This window comes from Caballeronia cordobensis, from assembly GCF_001544575.2.
GTDB lineage: Bacteria > Pseudomonadota > Gammaproteobacteria > Burkholderiales > Burkholderiaceae > Caballeronia > Caballeronia cordobensis.
Genome location: NZ_FCNY02000010.1, coordinates 157469 through 180712, shown reverse-complemented (window position 1 = coordinate 180712; position 23244 = coordinate 157469). Strand labels below are relative to the sequence as shown.

Annotated in this window: 20 protein-coding genes; 7 read left to right on the top strand and 13 right to left on the bottom strand. The window is 60.7% G+C overall.

Annotated elements, in window-relative coordinates; translation table 11 throughout:
• Positions 1-16 precede the first annotated feature (16 nt).
• Positions 17-937, top strand: a complete 921-nt coding sequence (locus tag AWB70_RS20790; protein WP_053572600.1) for a LysR family transcriptional regulator — start codon at positions 17-19, stop codon at positions 935-937.
• Positions 938-1512: 575 nt separating this feature from the next.
• Here the strand turns inward: AWB70_RS20790 and AWB70_RS38805 are convergent.
• The 7 genes from AWB70_RS38805 to AWB70_RS20755 form a co-directional block, all read right to left on the bottom strand.
• Positions 1513-1788 (bottom strand): hypothetical protein, encoded by a 276-nt coding sequence (locus tag AWB70_RS38805; RefSeq protein ID WP_159680272.1) that lies wholly within the window; start codon positions 1786-1788, stop codon positions 1513-1515.
• A 341-nt stretch (positions 1789-2129) separates the two neighbouring features.
• Entirely contained in the window at positions 2130-3002 is an 873-nt protein-coding gene (locus tag AWB70_RS20780; protein WP_235024318.1) for an NAD(P)-dependent oxidoreductase, read from the bottom strand.
• Between the two features lie 29 nt (positions 3003-3031).
• A complete protein-coding gene (locus AWB70_RS20775) occupies positions 3032-3346 on the bottom strand; it encodes an EthD family reductase (protein WP_053572429.1) in 315 nt (104 codons plus the stop codon).
• Positions 3336-3824 (bottom strand): (2Fe-2S)-binding protein, encoded by a 489-nt coding sequence (locus tag AWB70_RS20770; RefSeq protein WP_053572428.1) that lies wholly within the window; start codon positions 3822-3824, stop codon positions 3336-3338. Before AWB70_RS20770 ends, AWB70_RS20775 begins: the two co-directional genes overlap by 11 nt.
• Positions 3821-4681, bottom strand: a complete 861-nt coding sequence (locus AWB70_RS20765) for an FAD binding domain-containing protein (RefSeq protein ID WP_053572427.1) — start codon at positions 4679-4681, stop codon at positions 3821-3823. The genes AWB70_RS20770 and AWB70_RS20765 overlap by 4 nt, the downstream gene beginning before the upstream one ends.
• Positions 4678-7065, bottom strand: a complete 2388-nt coding sequence (locus AWB70_RS20760; protein WP_053572426.1) for a xanthine dehydrogenase family protein molybdopterin-binding subunit — start codon at positions 7063-7065, stop codon at positions 4678-4680. Before AWB70_RS20760 ends, AWB70_RS20765 begins: the two co-directional genes overlap by 4 nt.
• A gap of 49 nt (positions 7066-7114) precedes the next feature.
• Positions 7115-8452 (bottom strand): MFS transporter, encoded by a 1338-nt coding sequence (locus tag AWB70_RS20755; protein ID WP_053572425.1) that lies wholly within the window; start codon positions 8450-8452, stop codon positions 7115-7117.
• Between the two features lie 351 nt (positions 8453-8803).
• Between AWB70_RS20755 and AWB70_RS20750 the strand changes: the two genes are divergently transcribed.
• The 3 genes from AWB70_RS20750 to AWB70_RS20740 all read left to right on the top strand — a co-directional run bounded on the left by AWB70_RS20750 (position 8804) and on the right by AWB70_RS20740 (position 11447).
• Positions 8804-9568 (top strand): enoyl-CoA hydratase/isomerase family protein, encoded by a 765-nt coding sequence (locus AWB70_RS20750; protein ID WP_053572424.1) that lies wholly within the window; start codon positions 8804-8806, stop codon positions 9566-9568.
• 55 nt (positions 9569-9623) lie between these two features.
• The gene (locus AWB70_RS20745; RefSeq protein ID WP_053572423.1) at positions 9624-10535 is read left to right on the top strand and encodes an SMP-30/gluconolactonase/LRE family protein; all 912 of its coding nucleotides are present in this window, start codon (positions 9624-9626) and stop codon (positions 10533-10535) included.
• Positions 10536-10661: 126 nt separating this feature from the next.
• On the top strand, positions 10662-11447 hold the full coding sequence (locus tag AWB70_RS20740) for a TetR/AcrR family transcriptional regulator (protein ID WP_053572599.1): 786 nt from the start codon (positions 10662-10664) through the stop codon (positions 11445-11447).
• Positions 11448-11748: 301 nt separating this feature from the next.
• Here AWB70_RS20740 and AWB70_RS20730 read toward each other — a convergent pair whose 3' ends face one another.
• Positions 11749-12390: a TetR/AcrR family transcriptional regulator gene (locus tag AWB70_RS20730; RefSeq protein WP_053572422.1), complete on the bottom strand. Its 642-nt coding sequence runs from the start codon at positions 12388-12390 to the stop codon at positions 11749-11751.
• Between the two features lie 234 nt (positions 12391-12624).
• On the opposite strand from AWB70_RS20730, the gene AWB70_RS20725 reads away from it, so the two are divergent.
• Positions 12625-13098, top strand: a complete 474-nt coding sequence (locus AWB70_RS20725) for a nuclear transport factor 2 family protein (RefSeq protein WP_053572421.1) — start codon at positions 12625-12627, stop codon at positions 13096-13098.
• A gap of 24 nt (positions 13099-13122) precedes the next feature.
• Entirely contained in the window at positions 13123-14559 is a 1437-nt protein-coding gene (locus AWB70_RS20720) for an MFS transporter (RefSeq protein WP_053572420.1), read from the top strand.
• 914 nt (positions 14560-15473) lie between these two features.
• On the opposite strand, the gene AWB70_RS20715 is transcribed toward AWB70_RS20720, so the two are convergent.
• From AWB70_RS20715 to AWB70_RS20695, 5 genes are read right to left on the bottom strand one after another with little or no spacing between them, the layout of a single operon-like run.
• Complete coding sequence (locus tag AWB70_RS20715; protein WP_060854171.1) at positions 15474-17576, bottom strand: GAP1-N1 domain-containing protein; 2103 nt, start codon at positions 17574-17576, stop codon at positions 15474-15476.
• 9 nt (positions 17577-17585) lie between these two features.
• Positions 17586-18467, bottom strand: a complete 882-nt coding sequence (locus AWB70_RS20710; protein ID WP_053572418.1) for a TRAFAC clade GTPase domain-containing protein — start codon at positions 18465-18467, stop codon at positions 17586-17588.
• The gene (locus tag AWB70_RS20705) at positions 18464-19504 is read right to left on the bottom strand and encodes a TRAFAC clade GTPase domain-containing protein (protein ID WP_075644355.1); all 1041 of its coding nucleotides are present in this window, start codon (positions 19502-19504) and stop codon (positions 18464-18466) included. The genes AWB70_RS20710 and AWB70_RS20705 overlap by 4 nt, the downstream gene beginning before the upstream one ends.
• Complete coding sequence (locus AWB70_RS20700) at positions 19480-20592, bottom strand: GTPase-associated system all-helical protein GASH (protein WP_053572416.1); 1113 nt, start codon at positions 20590-20592, stop codon at positions 19480-19482. Before AWB70_RS20700 ends, AWB70_RS20705 begins: the two co-directional genes overlap by 25 nt.
• 3 nt (positions 20593-20595) lie before the next feature.
• Entirely contained in the window at positions 20596-21960 is a 1365-nt protein-coding gene (locus AWB70_RS20695) for a metallophosphoesterase (RefSeq protein WP_053572415.1), read from the bottom strand.
• An 853-nt stretch (positions 21961-22813) separates the two neighbouring features.
• On the opposite strand from AWB70_RS20695, the gene AWB70_RS20690 reads away from it, so the two are divergent.
• On the top strand, positions 22814-23014 hold the full coding sequence (locus AWB70_RS20690) for a hypothetical protein (protein WP_053572414.1): 201 nt from the start codon (positions 22814-22816) through the stop codon (positions 23012-23014).
• The last annotated feature ends 230 nt before the right edge of the window (positions 23015-23244 follow it).

Genomic DNA, 23244 nt, shown 5'->3' with positions numbered 1-23244 from the left:
CGTGAGTCAACCGTGTATGACGAAGCTCAACTCCGGTATCGCCGATCTGAATTTGCTGCGCGTGTTCCTCGCCATCTGGGATCTGCGCAGCCTGACCGCTGCAGGCGACCGCCTGGAATTGACGCAGCCCGCGGTCAGTCATGCGCTACGGCGCTTACGCACAATCTTCGATGATCCACTTTTCGTCCGCGCGCCCACCGGCATGGTCCCGACCGACGCCGCGCATCGGCTGTATCCGCCGCTCGCGCAGGCGTTGTCGATCATCAACGAGGCGGTCCAGCAACTCGCCAAGTTCGATCCCGCGACGGCCCGGCGCGTGTTCCGCATTTCGATGTCGGACATGTCGGAGTTCTTTTTTTTGCCGCCGCTGGTCGCGCTGCTCGACCGCGAGGCGCGCGGCATCCGCATCGAAGCGGTCAACGTTCCGGTGGATTCCGTCAGCGCGGCCATGCGCTCCGGCGAAGTTGATTTGGCTCTGGGCTACGTGCCGGGCCTCGATGCCGGTTGCGTGAGCCAGACGTTATTCGTCGACGAGCATGTCTGCGTGGTGCGCGCAAACCATCCGTTAGGTAAGTCACGGCCAACCGGCGAAGACTTGGCCGCCTTGCGCTACGTCTACGCGAGCACCAACGCGACGGGCCATCGCATGGTCGAACAATGGCTCGACGAGCTTAATCTTAAGCGCGATGTCGTGGTCCGACTGCCGCATTTTGTCGTGGCGCCAGAGATCGTAACGAACACGGACCTCGCCGTCATCTTCCCAAAAAGCATTGCGCGGCGCTTGAATCGCGGTAAAGCCTTTCGCATGCTGCCCTTGCCTTTCGCCCTGCCGCCCATCGAGATCCAGGTGCACTCGCATTCACAATTCACGAGCGATCCGGGCGTTGCGTGGTTGCGCGACACGATTTATTCGATGTTTCATCAGCAAGATGCGTGATAGGCATTTGCTGCCTGGATAGACGACTCATCTGCGGCGAGTCGTCGGCTCAGTCCTCGTAGCGACCGGTGCAGCCAGGCTCGACGCACTCAAAAGCGCGATGCTACGTCCCGATCGATCTTGACGAGCGCCATGTCCTCGTACAAAGCGCACAGCTTAAATAGCGATGCGACCGTGTGATGTACGCTTATCGAGGTGGCTTACCGCGTTGCCGGCCGCGAATGGTGAGCTGTTGTCAGCTGATAGGGCCGGCGCGGCGCTGTCGCCCGACTCGGCTGGTTTTCCGTGAAGAGAAAAAGCCCGCTCAATTGAGCGGGCTGAATCCATATCGGTGGACATGGAGGAGACGAGATCAGTATAAACCCTTAGCATTCAATTGCAAGCCCGACGTTGAATTGGCAACGATTCGCCTGCCCCAGTCTTACTTGGCGCCGGGCGCGAGGCTTGCACGTCTTCTGATGGGAGATGCCACCATGAAAGCGACCGCATTCTTGGAGCAAGCCAAACGGGAAGCGCAGCTCGTCGATGCGCTTCTCGTTGCGCGCTATGGGCTCGTCATTCATAACGGCATGACCCTATTGGGCGACGACGAGCCACCGGCGCGGTGGCGAGTGAGTTTCAAGGCCGAGCTTCAGCGCATCTACGCGGCGCTCCAGATGGCGGGCATCGACACGCAGCAACCGCTTCATCCGCCAATGGTCGACCGGGGCGACGGCGATGGTGACCATGAACGCGATGGCGAGGGCGTGTCGCCGGACGCGGGCGACGAGCGACATGGGAAGGTGGAACGGTTCGCGTGCGACGCGCGTACGCGCGCCCGACACTACGCCCGGCGAAATGCCAGCGCTCATCGAGCCTCAATTGGCGACGCTGGTCGAACGTCATCCCGTCAAAGGGGAATGGTCCTACGAGATCAAGTTCAAGTAGACACCTCGCCGTGTGTTGCCGTTCAACGGCTTGTCCTGCAAGGCTGTGTCAAGCGGCCGTTGCTTTTGAAATTTCTGAGCTGTTGCCTTTCAACGATGCGCTTCGATGCCTCATGCCGACCCGGAGCCGACTTCCGCGTTTGCGCGGAGACGACGGCCGCTTCCCACACGCAGCGGTCATCCATGCGTGCGACGAACTCTTGCGCTCCACACATGATGCGAGCAGCTGACACCTCGCGTCAAACGGCCCGTTTCTGATCGCCAACTCATGAATCACTGGACTCGATCGTGAACTTCGCCATCGCGGACCAGTCCCGATCGCCCATGCCCGCATCAATCGTTTCAGCCATGCGCGCATATACCGCCGCCAGCAGCGGCAACGCACGGCCAGCCTCCTCGGCCGCTTGGGCCGCGAGCCGCAGATCCTTGATGCCAAGCGTGGCCTTGAAGCCCGGCTCGTAGTCTCCCTTTGCGATGTTCGCGGAATAAACCTGATACGAGCGACTGCCAAACAGCGTGTTCAGGATCAGGTCGAAGAATCGCTCGCGCGGCAAACCGTTTGCCTCCGTCAGAACGACGGCTTCGGCCATTGCCTCGATCGCCATCGTAATCATCATGTTGCAGGCGATTTTCGCGGCGTTGGCGGTCGGCGCCTGGACGCCCATATCCCAGACCCGACCGCCGATCACGTCGAGCAGCGGCCGCACCTTCGCCACGGCATCGGGCGGACCGCCCGCCAGTACGTTGAGTGCTCCCTTCGCCGCGACGTCGGGGCGTCCGAGCACCGGCGCGGAAACGTAACCAACGCGTGCCGATTCGTGGGCCGCAACGAGCTCGCGCGCGAACGCAACCGAGATCGTCGACGTGACCACATGAACGAGCCCGGGCTTCGCCTGCGCGAGCACGCCGGAGTCGATGAGCGTCGAGCGGATTGCATCGTCGTCGGACAGCATGGTGAGCACGGCGTCGCCCCGAAACGCCTCGACCGGCGAGGCGACCGTCGTCACACCGTCCACCGTTCCGCCCGAGCGGTTCCACGCCTTCACGTCATGTCCCGCGTGCGCCAGATTGCGCGCCATCGCGCGTCCCATCGCACCAAGACCGATGATGCCGATTTTCCATGAATGTGCCTCCTTGATTCGAATCGATGCCGATACGGAGCCTCTTTTCAGAGCGGCAGCGCCCGCACGCGGCGCGGCGCGATCTCGGTGAAACGCGGCAGATCGGCCATCACCTCCGAGGCTTCCGGCGACGCGAACGCCGCATCGACCGATGCCTCGTCGCGAAACCGGCATTCGCAAATCGCGAGCGTGCCGGCCTGCTCCGCCGCCGGAAAAAACGCGGCAACGCCGGTCGAGCCATAACGCGACCAGTGACGCATGACGAGCGGGAGGTGATGCTCGACGTAGTAAGCCCTGTCGAAACGCACGCCAGGTTCGCCTTCATACGTCACGTAAACCGTGACGGCGGAATCATTCGTCATCGCGTCCTCCAGACAAGCAGCCGCCATGCGCCGCACGATAGACTGCATTGACGATGGCTTCGTAGCCGGTGCATCGGCACAGGTTGCCGCTGATGGCGCGCCGTATCTCTTCGTGACTCGGCAACGGATTGTGCTTCAACAGATCCGCGGCCGCGACGATCATGCCGCTCGTGCAAAAGCCGCACTGGAATCCGTTCTCCGCGATAAACGCCTCCTTCAGCGTCTCGATTCCCTCGATGCCTTCGATCGTTCGCACATCGTTGCCCGAAATCGACGCCGCCAGGACGAGGCAGGACTTTTTTACCTCGCCATCGACCAGCACCGTGCACGCCCCGCAATCGCCGGTCAGACAGCCGACGCGGGTCCCTTTTGCATCCAGCGCATCGCGGATCAGTTCGACGAGCAACAGCCGCGAGTCCACATCCGCGACACGCGGCTCGCCATTGAGCGCGAGCCGCACCTGAATCGTTTCTTTCATGTCTTCGCTCCCGCTAGTAGCGCGCGCAAATGCCGCCTCACGACACCCGGCACGATGGCGCGACGGTAGTGGCCGTCCGCAAGTTCATCGGACCAGCCCTCGCCGACCAGATCGAGCGCCCTGCCCGCCGCCTGCTCGATAATGGCATCGGGCGCGAACAACGATCTCTCGTCGACCACGAAGCGGTGATACGCCGGTCGGCGCCCTGCCGCTCCGACCGCAAGCCGCACGCTCGTCTGCGCGCCACGATGCAACGAGCACGCGACAGTAACGATGGGCCATGAACTCGCGCTCGCCTTGTACTTCTGGTACTGGCAGGCGATGAGCGTCGCGTCGCGCGGAACGAGAATGCCCGTGAGGAATTCGCCCGCGCGCCGCGCGGTACGAAACGCGTCGGCGAAAAAATCGCGGGCCTCGACGCAACGCTTGCCCTGCGACGAGCGCAACTCGAACACCGCCTCCAGCGCCGCAAGACAGCCCGGCGCATCGGACGATGGGTTCGCAAAGCTCGCGGCGCCGCCGAGCGTTCCCTGATTGAGGATCGATGCGCCGCCCGTGACTTGCGCGGCCATCGCGGCGAGAAGCGGCGCATGGTTTGCGACGATCGGCGAGGCAAGCAGCTGCGCGTAGGTCGTCATCGCGCCGATACGCATATGCGTGCCGTCCAGCACGATCGAATCCAGACCGAGCGCGCTCAGACTGATGAGATGCGCGGGCCGCACGAGATTCGCCGACATCGACGGCACCAGCATCGTGCCGCCGCCGAGCACGGACGCGTCCTCGCCGAACCGAGCCAGCAAGCCCGCCGCTTCGTCGAGTTCCCTTGGCTGGTGAAAATCGAAGCGATGCCCTATCACGCGCGTCGCTCCTTCAGGGAAGCGATCACGCGCGCGGGCGTTGCTGGCACGTGCGCGAGACACGCGTCGTTACCTAGCGCATTCGCCACGGCATTGCTGACGGCCGCAAGCGCGCCGCCGAGCCCCGATTCGCCCGCGCCCTTCATGCCGAGCGGATGAAAGGGATTGAGCGTCACGCGATGCCCCACGCGAATCGGCGGCAGATCGTTTGCACGCGGTAGCAGGTAGCTCTTGAAGCGATCGGTGATCATGCGATTCTGCTCGTCCATCTTGATGAGTTCCCACAGCGCCACGCCGATGCCCATCACGATCGCCCCCCTGAGTTGCGCTTCCACGAGCGCGGGGTTGATCATCGCGCCGCAGTCGTGCACCACGGCATAGTCGAGGAGCTTGCTGTTGCCGGTCGTCATGTCGAGTTCGAGCGCGACGGCATGCACGGAATACGAGAACGTCGGGTAGGTGGCAATGCGGCCTTGCGCGTCCGGTTCCACGCGGACGTTCTTCGGCGCGAAGCTTCGCGTCACTTCGAGCGGAAGGGTCACGCCCGCAGCCACGGTGAATGGACGCAAGTGTGCGCCGAGTGCGAGTTCGGCCACGGCGATCTGCGCGCCGTTCGACTGGCGGCGCGCATGGCTGTCGCGCAGCACGATGTCGTCGGCCGTTCCGCCGAGCAGGTTGGCGGCGCACTGCGCAAGCCTGTCACGCAATTCCCGCGCGGCGAGGTACGCAGCCGTGCCGCCATACATGAGCGCACGGCTGCTGGCGTTGCCGGTGCCGAGCGGCGTCACGTCGGTATCGCCTTCAATGATGCTCACCTGGTTGGCGCGCAAGCCGAGTTCGCCCGCGACCATCTGTGCGATGCCGGTGTCGCTGCCGCTGCCGGGGGACGTCACGCCTGTCAGCACCTGCACGTCGCCCGAAGGCATCATGCGTACCGTGGACGTCTCGTAGCCGTTGGGGAAGTTTCCTGGCCGCGCGCCGCCCTCCGGCGTGAGTTCGAACGCAACGCCGATCCCGATGCGGCACTCCGTATGGCGCGCGGCGCGCGCCTGCGCCTGCCATCGCGGGTAGTCGAACATCGTGAGCAACTGGTCGAGGCCGCCCGGATAGTCACCGCTGTCCACATTCAGGCCGGATGGCAGGAGGCGCGGCAAGGCTTCGCGCGCCACGAGGTTGCGACGGCGTAGTTCGACCGGATCCATGCCGGTCTGTTGCGCGAGCAGATCGATCGCGCGTTCGAGCACGAGATTGCCGATCTCCTTGCCGTAACCGCGTATGGCCTGCCACGGCGGCTGATTGGTCATGGCCAGCGAGCACTCGACGTCGCAATGCTCGATCGTATAGACGGTCGGAAACACCGCCGGTGTAACGAGCGCCATCGCCCAGCTATGACCGGCTCCGACGATCCCGACATCGACCAGGATGCGATCGCGCCAGCCGATCAGCCTGCCGTCCTCATCCGCGGCAATCTCGAAGCTGTGATGCTGCGAACGCGCGCCCGCTAGCAGGGTTTCTCGCCGTTCCTCAATCCATGCCACCGGGCGCTTCGTGAGCCGGCTGAAGAGCGCGACCAGCACTTCTTCCGGATGCCCCGCCATCTTGAGCCCGAACGTGCCGCCGATACGCGGCGCGATCACGCGCACCTGCGACTCCTTCACGCGCAGCGCGGCAGCGATCAGCCAGCGGCTCGTATGGGGATTCTGGAACGTGCCAGTGAGCGCGTAACGCTCGCCGCGCGCATCCCATTCGGCGACATAGCAGAGCGTTTCCATCGGCGCGCTCGTCGACGAGCCGATTGTCAGTTCGCCTCGCGTGACGTGTGCCGCCCGCTCGAACGCGGCATCCGCGTCACCTGAGCGGATGCGGTCGTGCACGAGCAGATTCGTGTCCCAGCCGGGCTGGACGATCGACGCACCGTCGCGCAATGCGTCACGCGCGCTTACGGTCGGCGCGCGCACTTCGTATTCGATGCGAATCTTCGCGAGCGCCGCCTGAGCATCGTGAACCGAAGTCGCCACGAGCGCCGCCACGGGTTGACCGAAGTAGGTCGCCTCTTCGAGCGCAAGGCAGCGGCTCTGCAGGGGACCGCGCGCGCCTTTCGCGGGCAGGTCCATCGCCGGCGGCATCGCGTCGCTGGAGAGGGCCGCTTCCTCGCCCGTCAGGCCGGCGACAACGCCGGGCATCGCCAGCGCCTCGGACAGGTCGATCGACACGATCCTCGCGCACGCGTGCGCGCTGCGCAGTATGGCGAGATGGAGGGCATCTCGAGGAATGAGGTCAGCGCTGTAGTCGACACGTCCCGAGACGAAGCGCGCGCCATCCAGTCGCGCCACGCTTTCCCCGAGCAGGCTCCCCGGCGATGCATCCTTGAAGGTCTGTTCCATGTTTGCCGCGTGCGGGCCCGATTGCGCAGCCTCGACGTTCGTTGGTTGATTATGCATTCGACTGACGGCCGGTACGCATGCACAGCATCGCGCATGCACCCAGTGCAAGCAGCGTGGTCATCAGATAAAGCCCACTGCTCAGCGTGCCGCTCAATGTCTTGAGCCAGCCCATTGCGAACGGACTGGCGAAGCCGCCTAGCAGGCCGAGGCTGTTGACGAAAGCGATTGCGGCAGCAGCCACCGACGAGCCCGCGAAATAGTCGGATGCGAGCGACCACAGCAGCGGAAGTGTGACGAACACCGTGGTCGATGCGATCGTCAGCAGCACGATGGTCGCAGTCAGATCATGCGCCATAAGCGGCAGCAGCGAAAGCGCAATCGCCCCTGCGAAGGCTGCCAGCGCGCCATGCCAGCGACGCTCGAGCAGCCGGTCCGAGTTGCGGCAGATCAGCACCATGCCCACGGCCGCGATACCGTAGGGAATCGCCGACAGCCAGCCGACACGCTCCACGCTCGTCGCGCCCGCGCTCCTGAGCACCGTCGGCAACCAGAAGCTCAGCGCATACGTGCCGCAGATGAACGTGAAATACGCGAAGCTTATAAGGTACACCTTGGGATCGGCTATCACCTGCCGCAACTGTCCGGTATGCTTCGGCTCCGCGTCGCTGCCTTCGGCACGCAATGCATGGCGCAAAGCGTCGCGCTCCGATTCGGTCAGCCATTTTGCACGCCCGATGTCGTCGGACAGCGTGAACCACGTCACGATGCCGAGCAGCACCGCAGGAGCAGCTTCAACGATATAGAGCCACTGCCAGCCCGCGAGACCCGCGACGCCACCGAGCCGCGACATCGCCCAGCCCGACACCGGTCCGCCGATCGCCCCTGCGATCGGAAAGCCCGTCATGAAGAGTCCTAGAATCTGGCCGCGGCGATGACGCGGAAACCACTGGCTCAAGTAGTACACGACGCCCGGAAAGAAGCCGGCCTCGAACACGCCGAGCAGAAAACGCAGCCCGTAGAAGGCCGTCGGGCTCGATACCGTCGCCATCGCGCAGCCGGTGATGCCCCACAGAACCATGATGCGCGTGATGGTCTTGCGTGCGCCGATGCGTTGCAAGAGCAGATTGCTCGGCACCTCGAACAAAAAATAGCCGATGAAGAAAATGCCGGCGCCCAGACCGTACACCGCATCGCTGAAGCCGAGCGCGTCCTGCATCTGAAGCTTGGCGAAGCCGACGTTGATGCGGTCCAGATACGCGACCACGTAGCACACGATCAGCAGCGGCACGAGGCGCAGCGCGACCTTGAAATACAGCGCACGTTGCGTGTCCATTTGGGGCGTCGCCGGGGCGGACGAGTTGGTATCGAGAGCGATTTTGCGCGACATGATGACCCTCTCAATGTTGGTGGACGGAACGGCATACGAACGACGGAAAGCGTCTCATGAAGCTGTCTCCTTGAACCTCGGACATGCTGATGGTCCGGCGGCATCTGTTCTTTGTCAGGGCGTACCCAAAGGCGGCGGATCGCTCGGATCAAAAACTGATCGATCGAACAGTCAGCACAGTAACGGATGGGCAAACACCCGGTCAACCGGTAGCGGGACCGGAATTTCCCTTGTTGACTGATCGATCAGTCAGGACTAGTATCGGCGCTTGATTACCTTGCGCGGATGCATGCCAACGCCATCGGCGGCGTGCGCCGGCGCGATTTCCAACGTTGAGCAGAGGACAGAGCCGTGAGCAACTTCGACGAATACGCAGACAAGTTCGAGACCATCCGCATGACGCGCACCGACGGCGTACTGGAGATGCACTTTCACACACACGGCGGGCCGCTCGTGTGGAATCTGACGGCACACCGCGAGTTCGAGCAGGCGTTTCTCGACGTCGGCCGAGACCGGGAAAACGACGTCGTAATCATGACCGGCACGGGCGATGCGTTCAGCGGGCCGTCCATCGCGCCGGGCATGCACCAGAACCGCAATTCGATGACACCCACGATCTACGATCCGATCTACTGGGAAGCGAAGCATCTGCTCATCAACCTGCTCAATATCGAAGCGCCGGTGATCAGCATCATCAACGGGCCGGCCGTGCGGCACGCGGAGATTCCACTGCTGGGCGACATCGTGCTGGCATCGGACACTGCGACGATCCAGGACACCGCGCACTTCCAGGGCGGCATGGTGCCGGGCGATGGCATGCATCTGATCATGCCACTGCTGATGGGCCGCGCGCGCGGCCACTACTTCCTGCTGACGGGCCAAAGCATTTCGGCCAGCGAGGCGTTGGAGATGGGCCTCGTGAACGAAGTGCTGCCGCAGGCCGGGCTTCTGCCGCGGGCCCGCGAACTCGCGCAGTTGATGCTCAAACAGCCGCGTCTCGTGAGACGCTACACGCGCACCTGCCTGAACCAGGAGCTGAAAGCCCGCCTGCACGACGTCCTGGGTTACGGACTCGCGCTCGAAGGCATCGCCCGCATGAAGGAGCTGGCCGTCTGAGCGGACGGGTCGGATTCGTCGATATGGATATCAACGTCAGGATCAAGGAGGCAACATGACTGTCACCAGCATCACGAGACCTATCGATATGGTGGGTTCGGTCATCGACGTGATCGATTCCACACCCGATGTGCTGGGCGAATCGATCATCTGGGATGAGAAAACGCAACTGCTCTGGTGGGTAGATGGCATCGGGCAGGCGATCCATCGCCTCGACATTTCAAGCGGCGCCAAGAAAAGCTGGCCGATGCAGGAAGAAATTGGCAGCATCGGTCTGCGCGCGAAGGGCGGCCTGATCGTGGGGATGCGCTCGGGCTTCTACTTTTTCTCGCCCGAAACCGGCGAGCTGACTGAGATCGCGCGGCCCGACGCCCAGCGGCCGAAGAACCGCTTCAACGACGGCAAATGCGATCGTCACGGCCGTTACTGGTCCGGCACCGTGGAAGCAGCCGCCTACACGCCGCGCGGACGTCTGTTCCGTCTCGATCCCGATCTGAAGCCGCATCTGATCATGGAGGGCATCACCTGCATCAACGGCATCAGCTTCAGTCCCGATAACCGGCTCATGTACATGACCGATTCGTTCAGCTGCCAGATCGACGTGTTCGACTACGATTCGGTCGATGGCGCCATCTACAACCGCCGCAAATTCGCGGAAGTGCCGCTCGGGCGCGGCATCTGCGACGGCTCGACCGTCGATGCCGACGGCTGCTTCTGGAGCGCGAACATGGATGGCTGGTGCGTCACGCGCTATGACCCGCGCGGGAGAATCGACATGGTCGTCAATCTGCCGGTGCGACGCGTGAGCAGCTTGTGCTTCGGCGGTCCGGACCTCGATACCCTCTTCATTACCACGGCACGCCGGCGGATGAGCGACAAGGAACTCGCGCAGCAGCCGCTCGCGGGCAACGTGCTCGCGGTGCGGCCCGGCGTCAAGGGTCTGCCGGAGCCGGAGTTTCTCGGATAAGGGCGTGCGCGGTCCGGTCATCGCGTTGCAGGTGGCGACGCGGCCCGGATCGTCTGGCCCGCGTCGCGCGAGGATCACGATATACTGACTGATCGATCGAATAGTAAGGCCATGGAGCTTGCGGAGATGAGATCACAACGCGAAAAGAAGGCGTCCGCACACGCCGGCAACGGTGCTCAGGAACCCGACCGCGCGCCGGGTACTCGCTTATCCGCGATCCTGAATGCGGCTGAGCGCGTGTTCGGCGAGCATGGCTACGCCGGAGCGAGCATGCGAAACATCGCGGACGAAGCGGGCGTCGCGCAGGCGCTCGTGCACTACCACTACGCGACCAAGGACAAGCTCTACGAGGCCGTATTCGAGCGGCGATCGTCAGCGATCAATCAACATCGTGGCAAGTTGCTCGACGACCTGTTTGCGAGCGAACGCAAGGCCACCATCGAAGACGTGCTGACGATCGCCTTCACGCCGCTGTCGGAGATTTTTCATGGGGAGGATGCCGTTAATCTGGCGCTTTACGTGCAGCTGGTGGCGTCCGTGAGTCTAGGCAGCGACGAGCGCTCCCGGCGCATTCGTGAAACCTACTATGACCCGATTGCGGAGCGAATCATCGACGCCCTACATACGGTCGTGCCTGGCATCGCACGCGAGCAGGCGGTGTGGGCGTATCTTTTCTCTGTCGGAGCGCGGCAGCAGGCCCATGCACTCAATGGCCGGGCGATGCGACTAGGCGCACAGGACCGCGAAAAAAAGTCGACAGCGCATTATGCGGACCTCGTTCGCTTCGCGGCTGCGGGCATTCGTGCGCTGGTGCGCAACGAGACGGATCTCGCAGCGTTATTGAAGGGTCGCGACGGCCGTGTCGCCAAACCTCCAAGCAACCGAAAGCCTTCGCCATCGCGTACCCACTGAGTTGAAGAATGCGCCGTTCAAGCGATGCGGATTGATCACGCGGCCGCCGCACGTTGACTCGGATGAGAAGAGTCAATCAATCCGCGGATTGGTACGGACGCCTCTTCCGACTTCGTCGAGGTTACTCGACGTACATCGAGCCACTCCGGCCGGTGGCCGCCCGGTCTTGCTGTTGGGCCAGTGCGGCTCGACGATCTGCGCCAGTGCCTAGCACGGCACCAAGCGCTTCATCTCGTCGAGGGAACTCGCGCTTGCCCGTCTTTTTCGTCGACAGGCAATGCTAAGCTGATCTGCTTCCGGACTAAGTCTTGCCGACCTTCTTAGGCATCGGCTGGTCCACTGCTGCATCCCACATCCCCATCGCGTCAGTCACGGCCTTCTCGATGACGGCATGCCGGACACGATCGCGGGCGAGCACAGACAGTCCCTGGAAAAAGCAGTCGAACGCGATGGACAGCGATGCCGGATCCGTGCTGCTACGCAGTTCCCCACTCTCGATGCCCCGCGCTACGCAGGCGCGAAACCCGGCACGCGTCCGAGTGCGAACTTCTCGAAGCAACTGGGTGACGGCTTCGCTGCCGATGGAACTGGCCCCGACAACGCCCAGCGCGACCATACAGCCCTTAGGATGGCCGCTCTCAGTCTGCATCCGTGCCGAACAGAGCAGCGCCAGGAACACACCTTCCCGTGGCGGAAGCGACGTGTCATGGAGACTACGGGTCACCTTGCCGTAAATCTCCATGTATCGCTCCAACGCCTCCTTGTACAGCGCCTCCTTGGACTCAAAGGCCGCATAGAAGCTAGGCGCGGAGATGCCCCCGCCGATCGCCGCCTTTAACTGCGACAAAGACGTCGACTCATAGCCATGTTCCCAGAACAGGTGCATCGCCGAAATGATCGCCGCATCACGGTCGAACGCACGTGGCCGACCCCGCTGAACCATGAACATCTCCGTCAGTCAAAATATATATACTAATCGATACACAATCTGTGAACAAGTCGCGACGTACAACCTCCCGCGCATGGCAGCGGGCCGTTCAGGCAGACAGTTGACGCGGCCTTCCAGGTTCCCTTATATTTATACCACTCGGTACGTAAATCATGAGCAGCGCGGGGTCATCACACGCACGCCGCATTTTTTTCACTATTTATGTACCGCTCGGTACTGAAATAACCCATGTCCAAAGAACTTGAAGCACGCCTTGACGCCATCGAAAGCCGCTTCGCCATCGATGCGCTGATCGCCAACTACGCCGAGGCGTTCGACACCATGAACATCGAGCTGCTAGCCACGCTCTGGCATCCCGAATCGCGACTGCTTTTGGGTGCAAACGGCAACTCCGACGGCCTGGAGGCCATCCTGGCGCAGGCACGCATCAACATGAAGCGCATGCCCCACATGCATCATTGGATGGCGAATGCCCTGATCACGGTGGACGGTGACAACGGCCACGGCCTGGTGGCGGCGGACTGTCTTTTCTACGACGTCGATCAGGGCCCGCTCCAGGTAAGCGGCCAATACCGCGACGTCTATCAGCGACGCGAAGGCCGCTGGGGATTCCTGGAGCGCACCTTCACCATGCACTACGCTACGCCGCTCCAAAACTGGCACCCCATCACTGGAACAGAACGCTTCGGCCTCCCGGCCTGACGCGGCTCCCGACCGCCGAACCTTATGCATACGACAACCTCTTCCACGCGTCGATGGTCGGCGTTCGCGGTGTTGCTGGTGGGAGCATTTCTGCCTCCGCTGGACTTCTTCATCGTGAACGTCGCCCTGCCGTCCATCCAAAGCACCCTCCACACAAGCGCTGCAGAGTTGCAACTCGTTATTTCCGGATACGCCGCGGCTTACGCGGTCTTCCTTATCACAGGAGGACGGCTAGGCGACCTCTTCGGCCGGCGGAGGATTTTCCTGATCGGCGTCACGGGCTTCGGACTGACATCGGTGATCTGCGGCCTCGCCTCGTCACCCGCCATACTGATCCTCGGGCGTGTGCTGCAGGGTCTGAGCGCCGCCGCCATGGCGCCGCAAGGACTGGCCTCCATTCACGCCCTGTTCCCAGAGAAGGAGCGCGCGCGCGCTTTGGGCCTCTATGGCGCCGCAGTGGGACTGGCCGCCGTTGCCGCGCAGGCGCTCGGGGGCGCATTGATCTCTGCGGACATCTTTCACCTTGCGTGGCGCGTCGTCTTTCTCATCAACTTGCCCGTGGTCGCCGCCGTGCTGATCTTCGGGCTGCCGTTGCTACCTGACGTTCGCGGTGACAGTCCGGCATCTGTAGACCGGATCGGGGTGCTGCTCTGCGCGCTCACGCTGGGCTTGCTCATCGTGCCCTTGGTTGAAGGGCGGGAGCTGGATTGGCCCTGGTGGGCCGTTGCAATGCTGATCGCGTGCCCCGCCGCTGGGGTAGGCTTCTGCCGATATGAGATGGCCTACGCTCGCAGAGGCGGCGTACCCCTGATCAGCGTGGAGCTGATCCGGAGGCCTGGTCTGATGAGCGGGCTTACAGGAGTCCTCTTCTTCTACGTCGTCTCTGCTTTCTTCCTGACGTTCTCCGTCTACCTCCAGGCGGGCCTTGGCATGAGCCCATTCGAGACAGGGCTGGTTTTCCTGCCGTTCGGAGTCGGCGCCTTCATCGGGCCGCTGACGACGCCGCTCGCCATCCGCCTCTTCGGCGACCGCGTCCCCGCCATCGGCATGATGCTCGAGGTCGTCGGCTGCATACTCCTCGCCGCCCTCGTGGCCGGCGCGCCCGGACAGATGCCGGCTCAGTTTCCGCTGATCGGGGCGGTAGCACTCCTGGGATTCGGTCAGGGCTGGGCGCTGCCGACGCTGGTGCGCTCGGTTATCAATCGAGCACCGGCGACCGGTTCCGGGATGATCGCGGGCATCACGAATTCAGCGTTGCAAATCAGCGCAGCACTGGGTGTCGCGGTCATCGGCGGCGTCTTCTTCAGTGTCGCAGGGACTTCACCGGATCCGGAAACCCTCGCCAGAGCACTTGTCGTCGCAATGATGTGTGTCGGCGGCAGTCTGACCGTTTCCGCCGTGCTGTCTATCGTCGCTTCAAGATCGAGCATTCAGGCCGCTGCAAGGACCGCGCCTGGTTGAGTCCAGCCCGCCATAACTCGCGGCAAGGAGAACATCGATGCTCGTTCCCCCGGCATGCACGGCAGCCCGATTGCGAGCCGCACCAGCCGAGCGCCGCGGGGCGTGCTCCGCGTCGATCCTGCCGGATGCAGGGCCTTGGACATGAGGGCGGAGATTGAACAGTTGGGGATCGTCGACTTGAGATGGATGCCCGCCTGCTGACACGCTTGCGCGATTAACGTTCCAAACGGGGATGTCTTGTTTGAAAAGCGCGGTGGGTCGCGAAAATAGAGCGGCTAGATACAGCTGTTGTTTCCCCCGGCCCGATTGAAGGGAGTCAGTTAAGCGGCCGTTATCAGGAGTGAACGAGCTGTTCAAATGACGGCTTTGCGAGAGGGCTGACCGGCAGAAAATGGCCGCGCTGGGTCCTTGATGCACGTGTTGTTGCACGCGGTCAAATTTGACCACCAGAGCATCGGCGTCGATCGAAAACTTCTACCCGAAAATACGGCTGTAAAGATAACTCTCAACCTCTTAACGTCTCGAATTCCGCCAACAACTTCGCGACCACGACAGCGAGCGCCCTGCTCCCGATGTAATCGATCTCGTTGCCTGACAGGGGGCGGTCGTCCTTTTCGTGCAGGAAATGGCGATAAGCTCTGAAAAATGGCGAAAGTTCAATAACTTGCGACTACAGCGCTTACGCGAAATCCGGAGAGTGTCGAAGCCTTGCTGCAGGAGGCTCAGCGCCTTTGAACCGCCATTTTTTGCACGGAAAGTACACTTACCCCATTTTGCACGGATCGAGAATAGGAGTCGCAGGATCTGCCATTTTCGCGCATCGGGCTTTTCAATATCGCAGCAACCGCCCCGGAGACCCGGATGCCCGTTTATGCAGTTCAAATATTTGATGCATGTCGGTCGCAATTTGGTCATCACCAAAGCGACCAAAGAGACGTTCGCTGCTTGATTGCAGCTTTAAGAGCTTTGCTCCAACGCCGCTCCGCGCCCGAAACGCGATCGAGAGAATCCTCGAGGCATCTCAACAAATCGAGAGCGTCGCTGCGTGACTCGATTTCCCTGATCACACCGCCGATAGTAAGAGCGGTTAAATCGAGCGACAGCATCTCAACCTCCCAACCTTCGCCCGTGATCACGCGCCGAACGAGTGCCCGCGCAAGGCGCCTGCAGTAATCCCAAGTCGAAACTCCGTCTCGCGGCAAGCCCCTTTCGAGGACCTCTTGCTCAATTGGTACAAGTTGGCCATTCCAAGCGACGTTGTACAGTAAATCGAAGCTGGCATTGATCAACAGCGTGGAGGTAGCTGGCGCGCTGCTTAAAGACCAAATAAAAAAGACACATGCAAGAGCACTTTCGTCGCGCCCCAATCTCTGAACATTGGACCTGGCTAAAATCATAGCCCACACCGCATCATCCTCTGGACCGCAAATGGCACTGGCTAATTGAATTCCAATTTGCTTCCAGAGTACACGCGGTAACCAGCCAGCGACTCTTACTGCTCTAGAAAGGAGTCCATCGTAAGCCGCTAAGCTCCTGATCGCCCGCGTAGACACTTCTGTCGCGGGATCGTCGGCACGCCACCGCTCACCGATCGCGCTAACGGTTACCTCGTGGTCCTTTACCAGACACAGACGGAAATCCTCTTCGTTAAGTTCCTCCCAGAACGCGTCGATGAAGCAAGATACCGCTTGTGAGTCTAATCCAGATGCATCGAGAAGTTGCCTTCGCACATCGCGATGACTTAACCAAAAATTGCGCTCGTGTAGGACACTAGGCCATAACCTCGCAACCGCCAATGCTTCGTCATCTTCGAATCCTAAAAAAGACACTGTGCTGGCAGGAACTTGAGACGCCGCGTCAGCCAAGGAAAGCCTTACCAAATCGCCGACTACATCGGAACGATAGAACTTCAAAACTGACGGCAGTGCTTGTGGCGTACGTGCTAACAGATTAGATAGTTCGCTAACTTCGCTGCCTTCGGGAACGACCATAGGCAGCTCGGCCCTGTCGACCGCTTGCAGTGTTCCGAAAACGCAATTCATTCGAAGCATCAGTGCATCGCTCCGATCAAAGAATCGTCCCAGCAGTAGGTCCTGTTTGAAGGACCGCGCGTCGATAAGTGTTGGAAAAGCCTCTCCGACTGCAGCGGCAATTGCACGAAACTCCTGGGGATAGCGTGCGAGGCGAAGTGAATCGAAGAACTCTGCCAACGGTCGGATCGCTGCAAGGGGATCCTTCACATCAACAGAATAGCGGCGCAAAAACTGACGCAGAGGTGTCATCAACCGACGGGTTAAATCCTTTGCGAGTAGACGCATACCACCGGAGCGAGCATCCGAACAGTATTGCAAGTCGCAGGGCGCATGTTCCGTCGGCATAGACGAAAACCCGATAGCGATGTCAGAATCAGAAGGTACCGTGCTCGCTGAGTCGCCTGTGCAGAAAGCTGCCGCTCGGCGCAGTCGCGGAGGCATTTGAGACCAAATGGAAAGTGCTATGGATGTGTTATCTACTGTCGACCGATTCGCAAAAATCACACGCGATTTTTGCGGCCTCACCGCTGCATACAGGCAATGTACGACCTCAAGTGCTATCTCCTCTGAAATCGCTTGCTCAAGCGTCGATTGCTTCTCCGAAAAATTTATGGGGGAACCGTAGTCCGACAACGTAGCGATAGTCGGTCGCTTGAACATCGACAAAATGGCTAGGGCGTCGTCGATTTTCGAAACAGTCAGATAGTCAATGATGAGCGAATGAGTCCAGACACATCCAGGCCGAGACATTTCGGGCGCAGGCCACGTCCGCGCAAACACATATTTATGTGCTCCCTTTAGCGGATATCCGGTGAGATAGCTTTCGTTGTTCTTCAGGCTCCGTGAGATCAAAAGATCACTCGCTAGGGTCATAGTGTCGGCACTCTCCAGATCCAACATGGTGGACCCATAGAGCTGGCGGTGCCCGTCCTTATAGCCGTGCACTGCTTGGTCAAACTCGAGCAACTCCTTTGGCATACTCATTTTTGCGTACTACTCGGTGTTCGCCATCAGCCAATCGATCGGATCTGTCAGATCGTGCGGCTGCGCTTGGTGGCCAACGATCTGGACGCGTTGACCAGGAATCGTACATTGCAGAGCGACCTTATCCTGCGGTAGCCGGCCTCCTTGGGCACTAACTCCGTAAACGCGACTTTCCCATAAGGTTGTGTTGCTGCGAAGGTATTGCCAGAGCATTGGACGGTGCTGACGGAGCCACTCCTCCGGTTCCGCGCGGTTATCCTGCACTTCATCCCACGCTGACACAATGATCGCGAGCATCCTCTTTCTTGGCGCGCGGGGCGGTCTGTTTAGAATCTGGAGTATCTCCACGAGGAGCGGCTCTTCGGGCATATTCAGCGGCTCAAACGGGACGACGTCCTCATTGACAGACTCTTTCACTCCGACTGGCTCACCTTCCACAAGGTCTTTCGAGGCTTCAATAGCCTCGTCAAGTAGCTCCCCGAATTGCTCTAGTCGAATGTCGTCCGCGCCGCGGTCGGCGTTCGTGAACAGCAGCATCCCATCAATCTCTTGAAGCATTGAAGCGACCGCCTCAGAACAATGTCCGGTCGCAGCGGGGCGTCGGAACGCTTCTCCAGAGAAATCTGGAACCATCAATACTGCTTCTTGGCTGCCGTCAACTTGTTTAACGAACAATGACACCCATTCCTCGACGGTCTGCTTTGTCCGCTCGACCATCTCGCAAGCGATCCATTCCTGTTCAAGGCGATTGAGATGACCTTCCGCATCAGATAGGCGAGTCGCAACCAGCTTCGTCCGAACATCTTGGTGGACGAGTAAATGCCGCAGCGCTGCGATGAAAGTACTTTTGCCGGACTCGGGCATGCCGGCGATGACGAGTTTCCGTTTCATTCGTTCCCCGTCTGGACGTTCATCAGGCGTTCGAACGCGTTGCACCCCAAAGGTACAGGTACGGCTTCGCGTTGCGCGGCAGGATAGATTTGGAGCCATTGCTCCAGCAATCCATTCAGACCGCTTGCTGGTTCCCCGAGCATTCTCGAGGCGATATAGTGCACCGAGAGGCGAACGTCAGACTTGAGGGTTTGGCTGATTCGCTTGAATAGCGAGTCGATCCTGCTGCGGATAAACGCTTCATCGGTATGACCTTCCAATCGGTCGTTCTTGGTCACAACCAGCTGGATCGCACATGTATCCGAGAGTTTGTCTCTCAATGCAATCGCAAGCCGCTGGACTTTCGCGATTGCGGCCTCCCGCTTACCACCATCGATCAGATGGTCTCCATCAACGAGAAATGCGACGTGACTTCCGCGTTGTACCTCAATGAAGCTGTCATTCAGCGCTGGGCGATCGAGCAGATCCTGAAACTGTTCGCCGCGGCGGTCAGCGAAAAACAATTCGATCCGTTTGCCGGTATCCTCCAATGCCACACTAAGATGAAGCAGTCTCAACTCCGCGGCAGTGCGCGGTGTGTCCGGCGACGACCGCAACGAAGCAAGTCTCGAATAGTGGCACCGTTCCTCAAAACCGCGGATCGTTTCGCTCCCTGCGAAAAGTGCTCCATGAACGAGGCCTCGACGCACTATCTCATAGAGGCTTGCGAGGAGCGTCGTCTTGCCGGAATCCGGCACGCCTACGAGCGACACAACTCCGACAGTCGAGCGTAGCGGCATGCTTAAGATGCATGAGTCGGCCTCCGCTGCAGAAAATGCTGCGCCCCCCCGACCGATCACTGCGGTAGCTTCGATGTGTCCATGCCCGCGGGCTTCAACCGGTCTCTGCTCAGTAGAATCGTCTGGCTCGATTTCCCCAAACGTGAAGTTCGGGCATTCCTCTAAAGTCAGACCTTCAATACAGCGCTCGTCTGGGGCGAAGCATCCGGAAGTGCGGCACTTACCTCTGGGCGTTACGACGTTGACAGCATCTTCCATAGCAGGAACTCACGAAGAAGTTGCTTGGCGAACTCGACCGGAGTGAGCTCGTGCGTTGCGTCAACATGGGATGTACGTGTGAACCGAGGCTTCCAGTCCGGCTCGTCGTTGCTTTCAAGAGAAAATTCCGCTGCGAGCATGATCGGAAATGCGGCCGGTGCAGCGGATGCAGACGGCCTAGCAACAAACAACGCTGCGCGCACCTCCTTGGCGAGTCCGCTCATTGCCTTCTCAAGTGTCTGTGCGGCAGACCTCGATTTTTGGCTCGACTCCAGAACGCGCTCTAACAGCGACGGTGCTGCGAATGGCCCTGACGGCCGATGCGGCGAAAACATCCCAACGAGTTCCTTCGCGGCGCGAGCGGCAGCTTCATAGGCCGGAAGATCGGCAAACGGTTTCAGCAACTCGTGACTCGCCTTACCGACTACCCACCACAGCATTTGCACTTCTGCTTCTAGCAGATTTTGTCTGGTGATAATCGCTGAAACTGCCTCAGATGCTGCTTTGCCCTGTGCAGCGTCTGCCTTCAAGAGCCCATCAACTACCACCTTCAACGGCTCAACCGCCGCTGGGGCATTGTTTTGCGTCAACGGGGTGCTTAGCGCCACGATCTGCTCCGCCACAACCGACGCCGATGGTTGACTATATTTAATCTGCGGCCCCCCGATCTGCTGGATTGCCCACAAACGTCGTTGGGCCGCGGCCGAAAGCCGATCGTCGACGATGGTAACTCGCGCGGCAGACAGGCCCGCTGACAACACAACGAGCGCCGCAGCCGAGCTGCGCTTGTCCGAACCCGCGAGCACCGCGTTCGTGAACGCAGACGCGGCGATAGCTGCGGCTTTGTCAATTCCTACAGGTGCGTAGGTAGGGTCAGCGGCGGAAATCGGCGTGGTCAACCACTGCAGCTTCGAAAAATCGCTCGCGACGCCAGCCGCGACCGACGCACCGATGACGGCCTGTTCGATTGTGCACTTTCCAGCTACCGACTCGATCGCCTTTGCCCTGCGCTCCACTACATCCGCATCCGATACCAGACCAGTTGAGAGGTGCAAGCGCGATAGATACTGTGCGGTCGTCTCCGACATCGTTTAACTTCCCCGTTCCATTGTCATTTTCCAAAGCGTCTCAAGCTTACCCTGCTGTTTCGCGCGTTCGATTGCACGCTTGAAGCGCTCGACTTCCGGTAGCCGTGTCTCGCTGTCATCGAGCAGGCCAAGCTTCCCGACAATTTCGCTTTTCCGAGAGATTGGTAGCCGAAAGAATGCGTGGAGAATCGATCGCATTGCAGGCGGACGCGGAGATTCCTCCTTCACGGCCGGCGCTTCGGCCGTCGGACCACCATTCTCGCTTGGGGTTACCATTGCCGGAGCCTCCGACGCGTGCGGTGCAATCCAAGGCTCAAGCTCAAAATGGTGAACGTGAGTTGGCCTGTTCCTACGATCCTCGTGATTACGGAACTGCACCGGACGGTCCTGCCACTCTCTTGCTACCACCTCCACATGGAGCTGGCGGACATCTCCGGCGCGTTCCACCCAGATTTCTATGATGTTGTATCCCGGCTTCCAGCCCTTTTCGTCCCGAGCTGGATTGGTAGCGCCAGCGTACAAAACGACATTGTCGCGACCGAACGCAATACGCTGATCATGTTCGTGACCAAATAACAAAATACGTGCGCGGTCTTCCAGAGATCGGTGCGCCTCGGCACCATCGATCAACCATGACGGTGGATGGTGGCACATTGTCAAGTATTCAACGCCGGCGCGCCTTGTGATCGTGTAAGCTTTCGCGCCCAGAAACAAGGAGCCGGGTGCATCGCGGGGACCCGAGAGGAGCGCTGAATTCAGCCCTCGTATCCTCAAGGCAGACCCGTCGTTGAGAACAAAGTCGTCGCTGTCCCAAGCGTAACGCTCATCAGCAAAAAAAGCACAATCGTACCGGGCAGCAAACTTGTTGTACTCCGTTAGGGGTGAGTACACCAACTCGCGGGCAACGTCTTGTTCCAGGCGCCTCATGAGGTGCTGTTCCCGCTCGAAGTGTGACGGTCGACCGCGCACGCTATCGTGCAAGTCTTCAACCAGCCCGTTCTTGCGGATGAACTCTCTGTCAATATCGTGGTTGCCAGGACATACGTACACCATCTCGCGCCCACAACCGCCGGTGTCGGCCATCGCATCGAGCCACTCGGAAGCATTTTCGTACTCAACCTTAGCCCCCGAAAACGCGATATCTCCAGTTACTAAAATCGCGTCGAGAGGACCTCGCGCCGCAACCATTGCCGCGAGATCCAAACGTAGATCCTCCCGAAGCGCATAGTCGGGATCGTGTCCGATGGCGCCCGGAGGGTGGAAATGGATATCTGAAAGATGCAACAGCCGAACTCTTTTCATCTCTTGATTGGCGACTGCAGGATTGACGTATACATATTGTATCGTCGTCTCGCCGGCTGCCGACACCGTTCGACGGGCACCAACACCCTAGGAAAGCGATTGAGCCGAACTCTTCCCCTCTCGAAGTGCATGGCGACTCCAAGGGATCTCCGTGGGCAGACCCGACAGGCCATGTCTCATCGAGAGAGGCCTGCAGCGAACAAACCTCATGCGGTCCCTTACCAGCGATCGTCAAGTCCCCTGAATTCGCGCCGTGCAATCAATCGCTGCCCAGCGTATCGGCGTCGGACGACGGTTCTCTCTGCGGCTCGACCCTCGGCGATGAACGTCGATCCGCCCTCGTTCAAACTCGCCGGCTCCTCGCCAACCTAATTGCAACCAGTTCGCCCCCCCTCAGCCGCTTTGTCGCCCGGTGCATGTGCTTCAGGCAGGCGAGAAAAATTCGGAGCCAAGTCGGCAAGGGTGTGAACCCGGGCTGTCCGAAGCTAAGAGTTGCCATGGAGCGGACGGCGGGTCACAAATCCCATGGTGCCCCGGAGGCCCGCTCCCGCTCACGGCCGTCGCAATGGTACGGCGGATGTACGTGTCCGTTACCGACCGCGTGGCGCGAGCATCGCCCCTTGGACAGACAAGTGTTCCGCAGTGACATCCATAGAGTCGCTTGAGGGCGGCCTGAGCGGCCAAGCGCTCGTACCGGCGCTGCGCTTCCTTCCAAGGGAGAAGCTCGCCTTCGCACTCAGACAGCACCTCACCAGAGCTGATGCGCGTGAGCACGAACAAGCCTCGGCCATGAACGGGCGACGGACGGTCAGCGGTGCGGCGCATGGGCATTCAGCATTCAGTGTTAGTAGCGACAAAATCTGCCGCAGTGAATCCTGCGACGTTGGATAATCGGTCAAGCTTGTACTGCGAGACGCCTATGCCCCGCCCCACTGACCGCCTTATCAAGCGTAAGCCGCCTCGCGGCACACTGGCTCGCTACCGCGACCGGATCGTCGAGGTGCTGGGCGAAGCCCGCGGGCAACGCGTCATGATCCGGTCCGTCCATGGGGACGGAACCGAGCGACGCACGGCGGTAAAACTCGTGAATCTGTTGCCGTTGGACAACCAGCTTTTCTGACGCGCAGGCGAGCCCCCTCGCCCGTCTGCCTTACGCGCCGTTGACTGGGCGTCCTTGAACGCCTTTCCTCTCTTGAAATGAACCGTCATCTTTCCGGACGCCGGCGAGCGCGGTTCCGCGCCTGTAACGATTGATACATGCTTGTCGCGCCGAGCGACGCGGCGGGCTACCCGCGAAAGGGTGCCACGGCTATGGTCTTGCGTTCACAGATAGGTAGAAGGGGCGGCGTA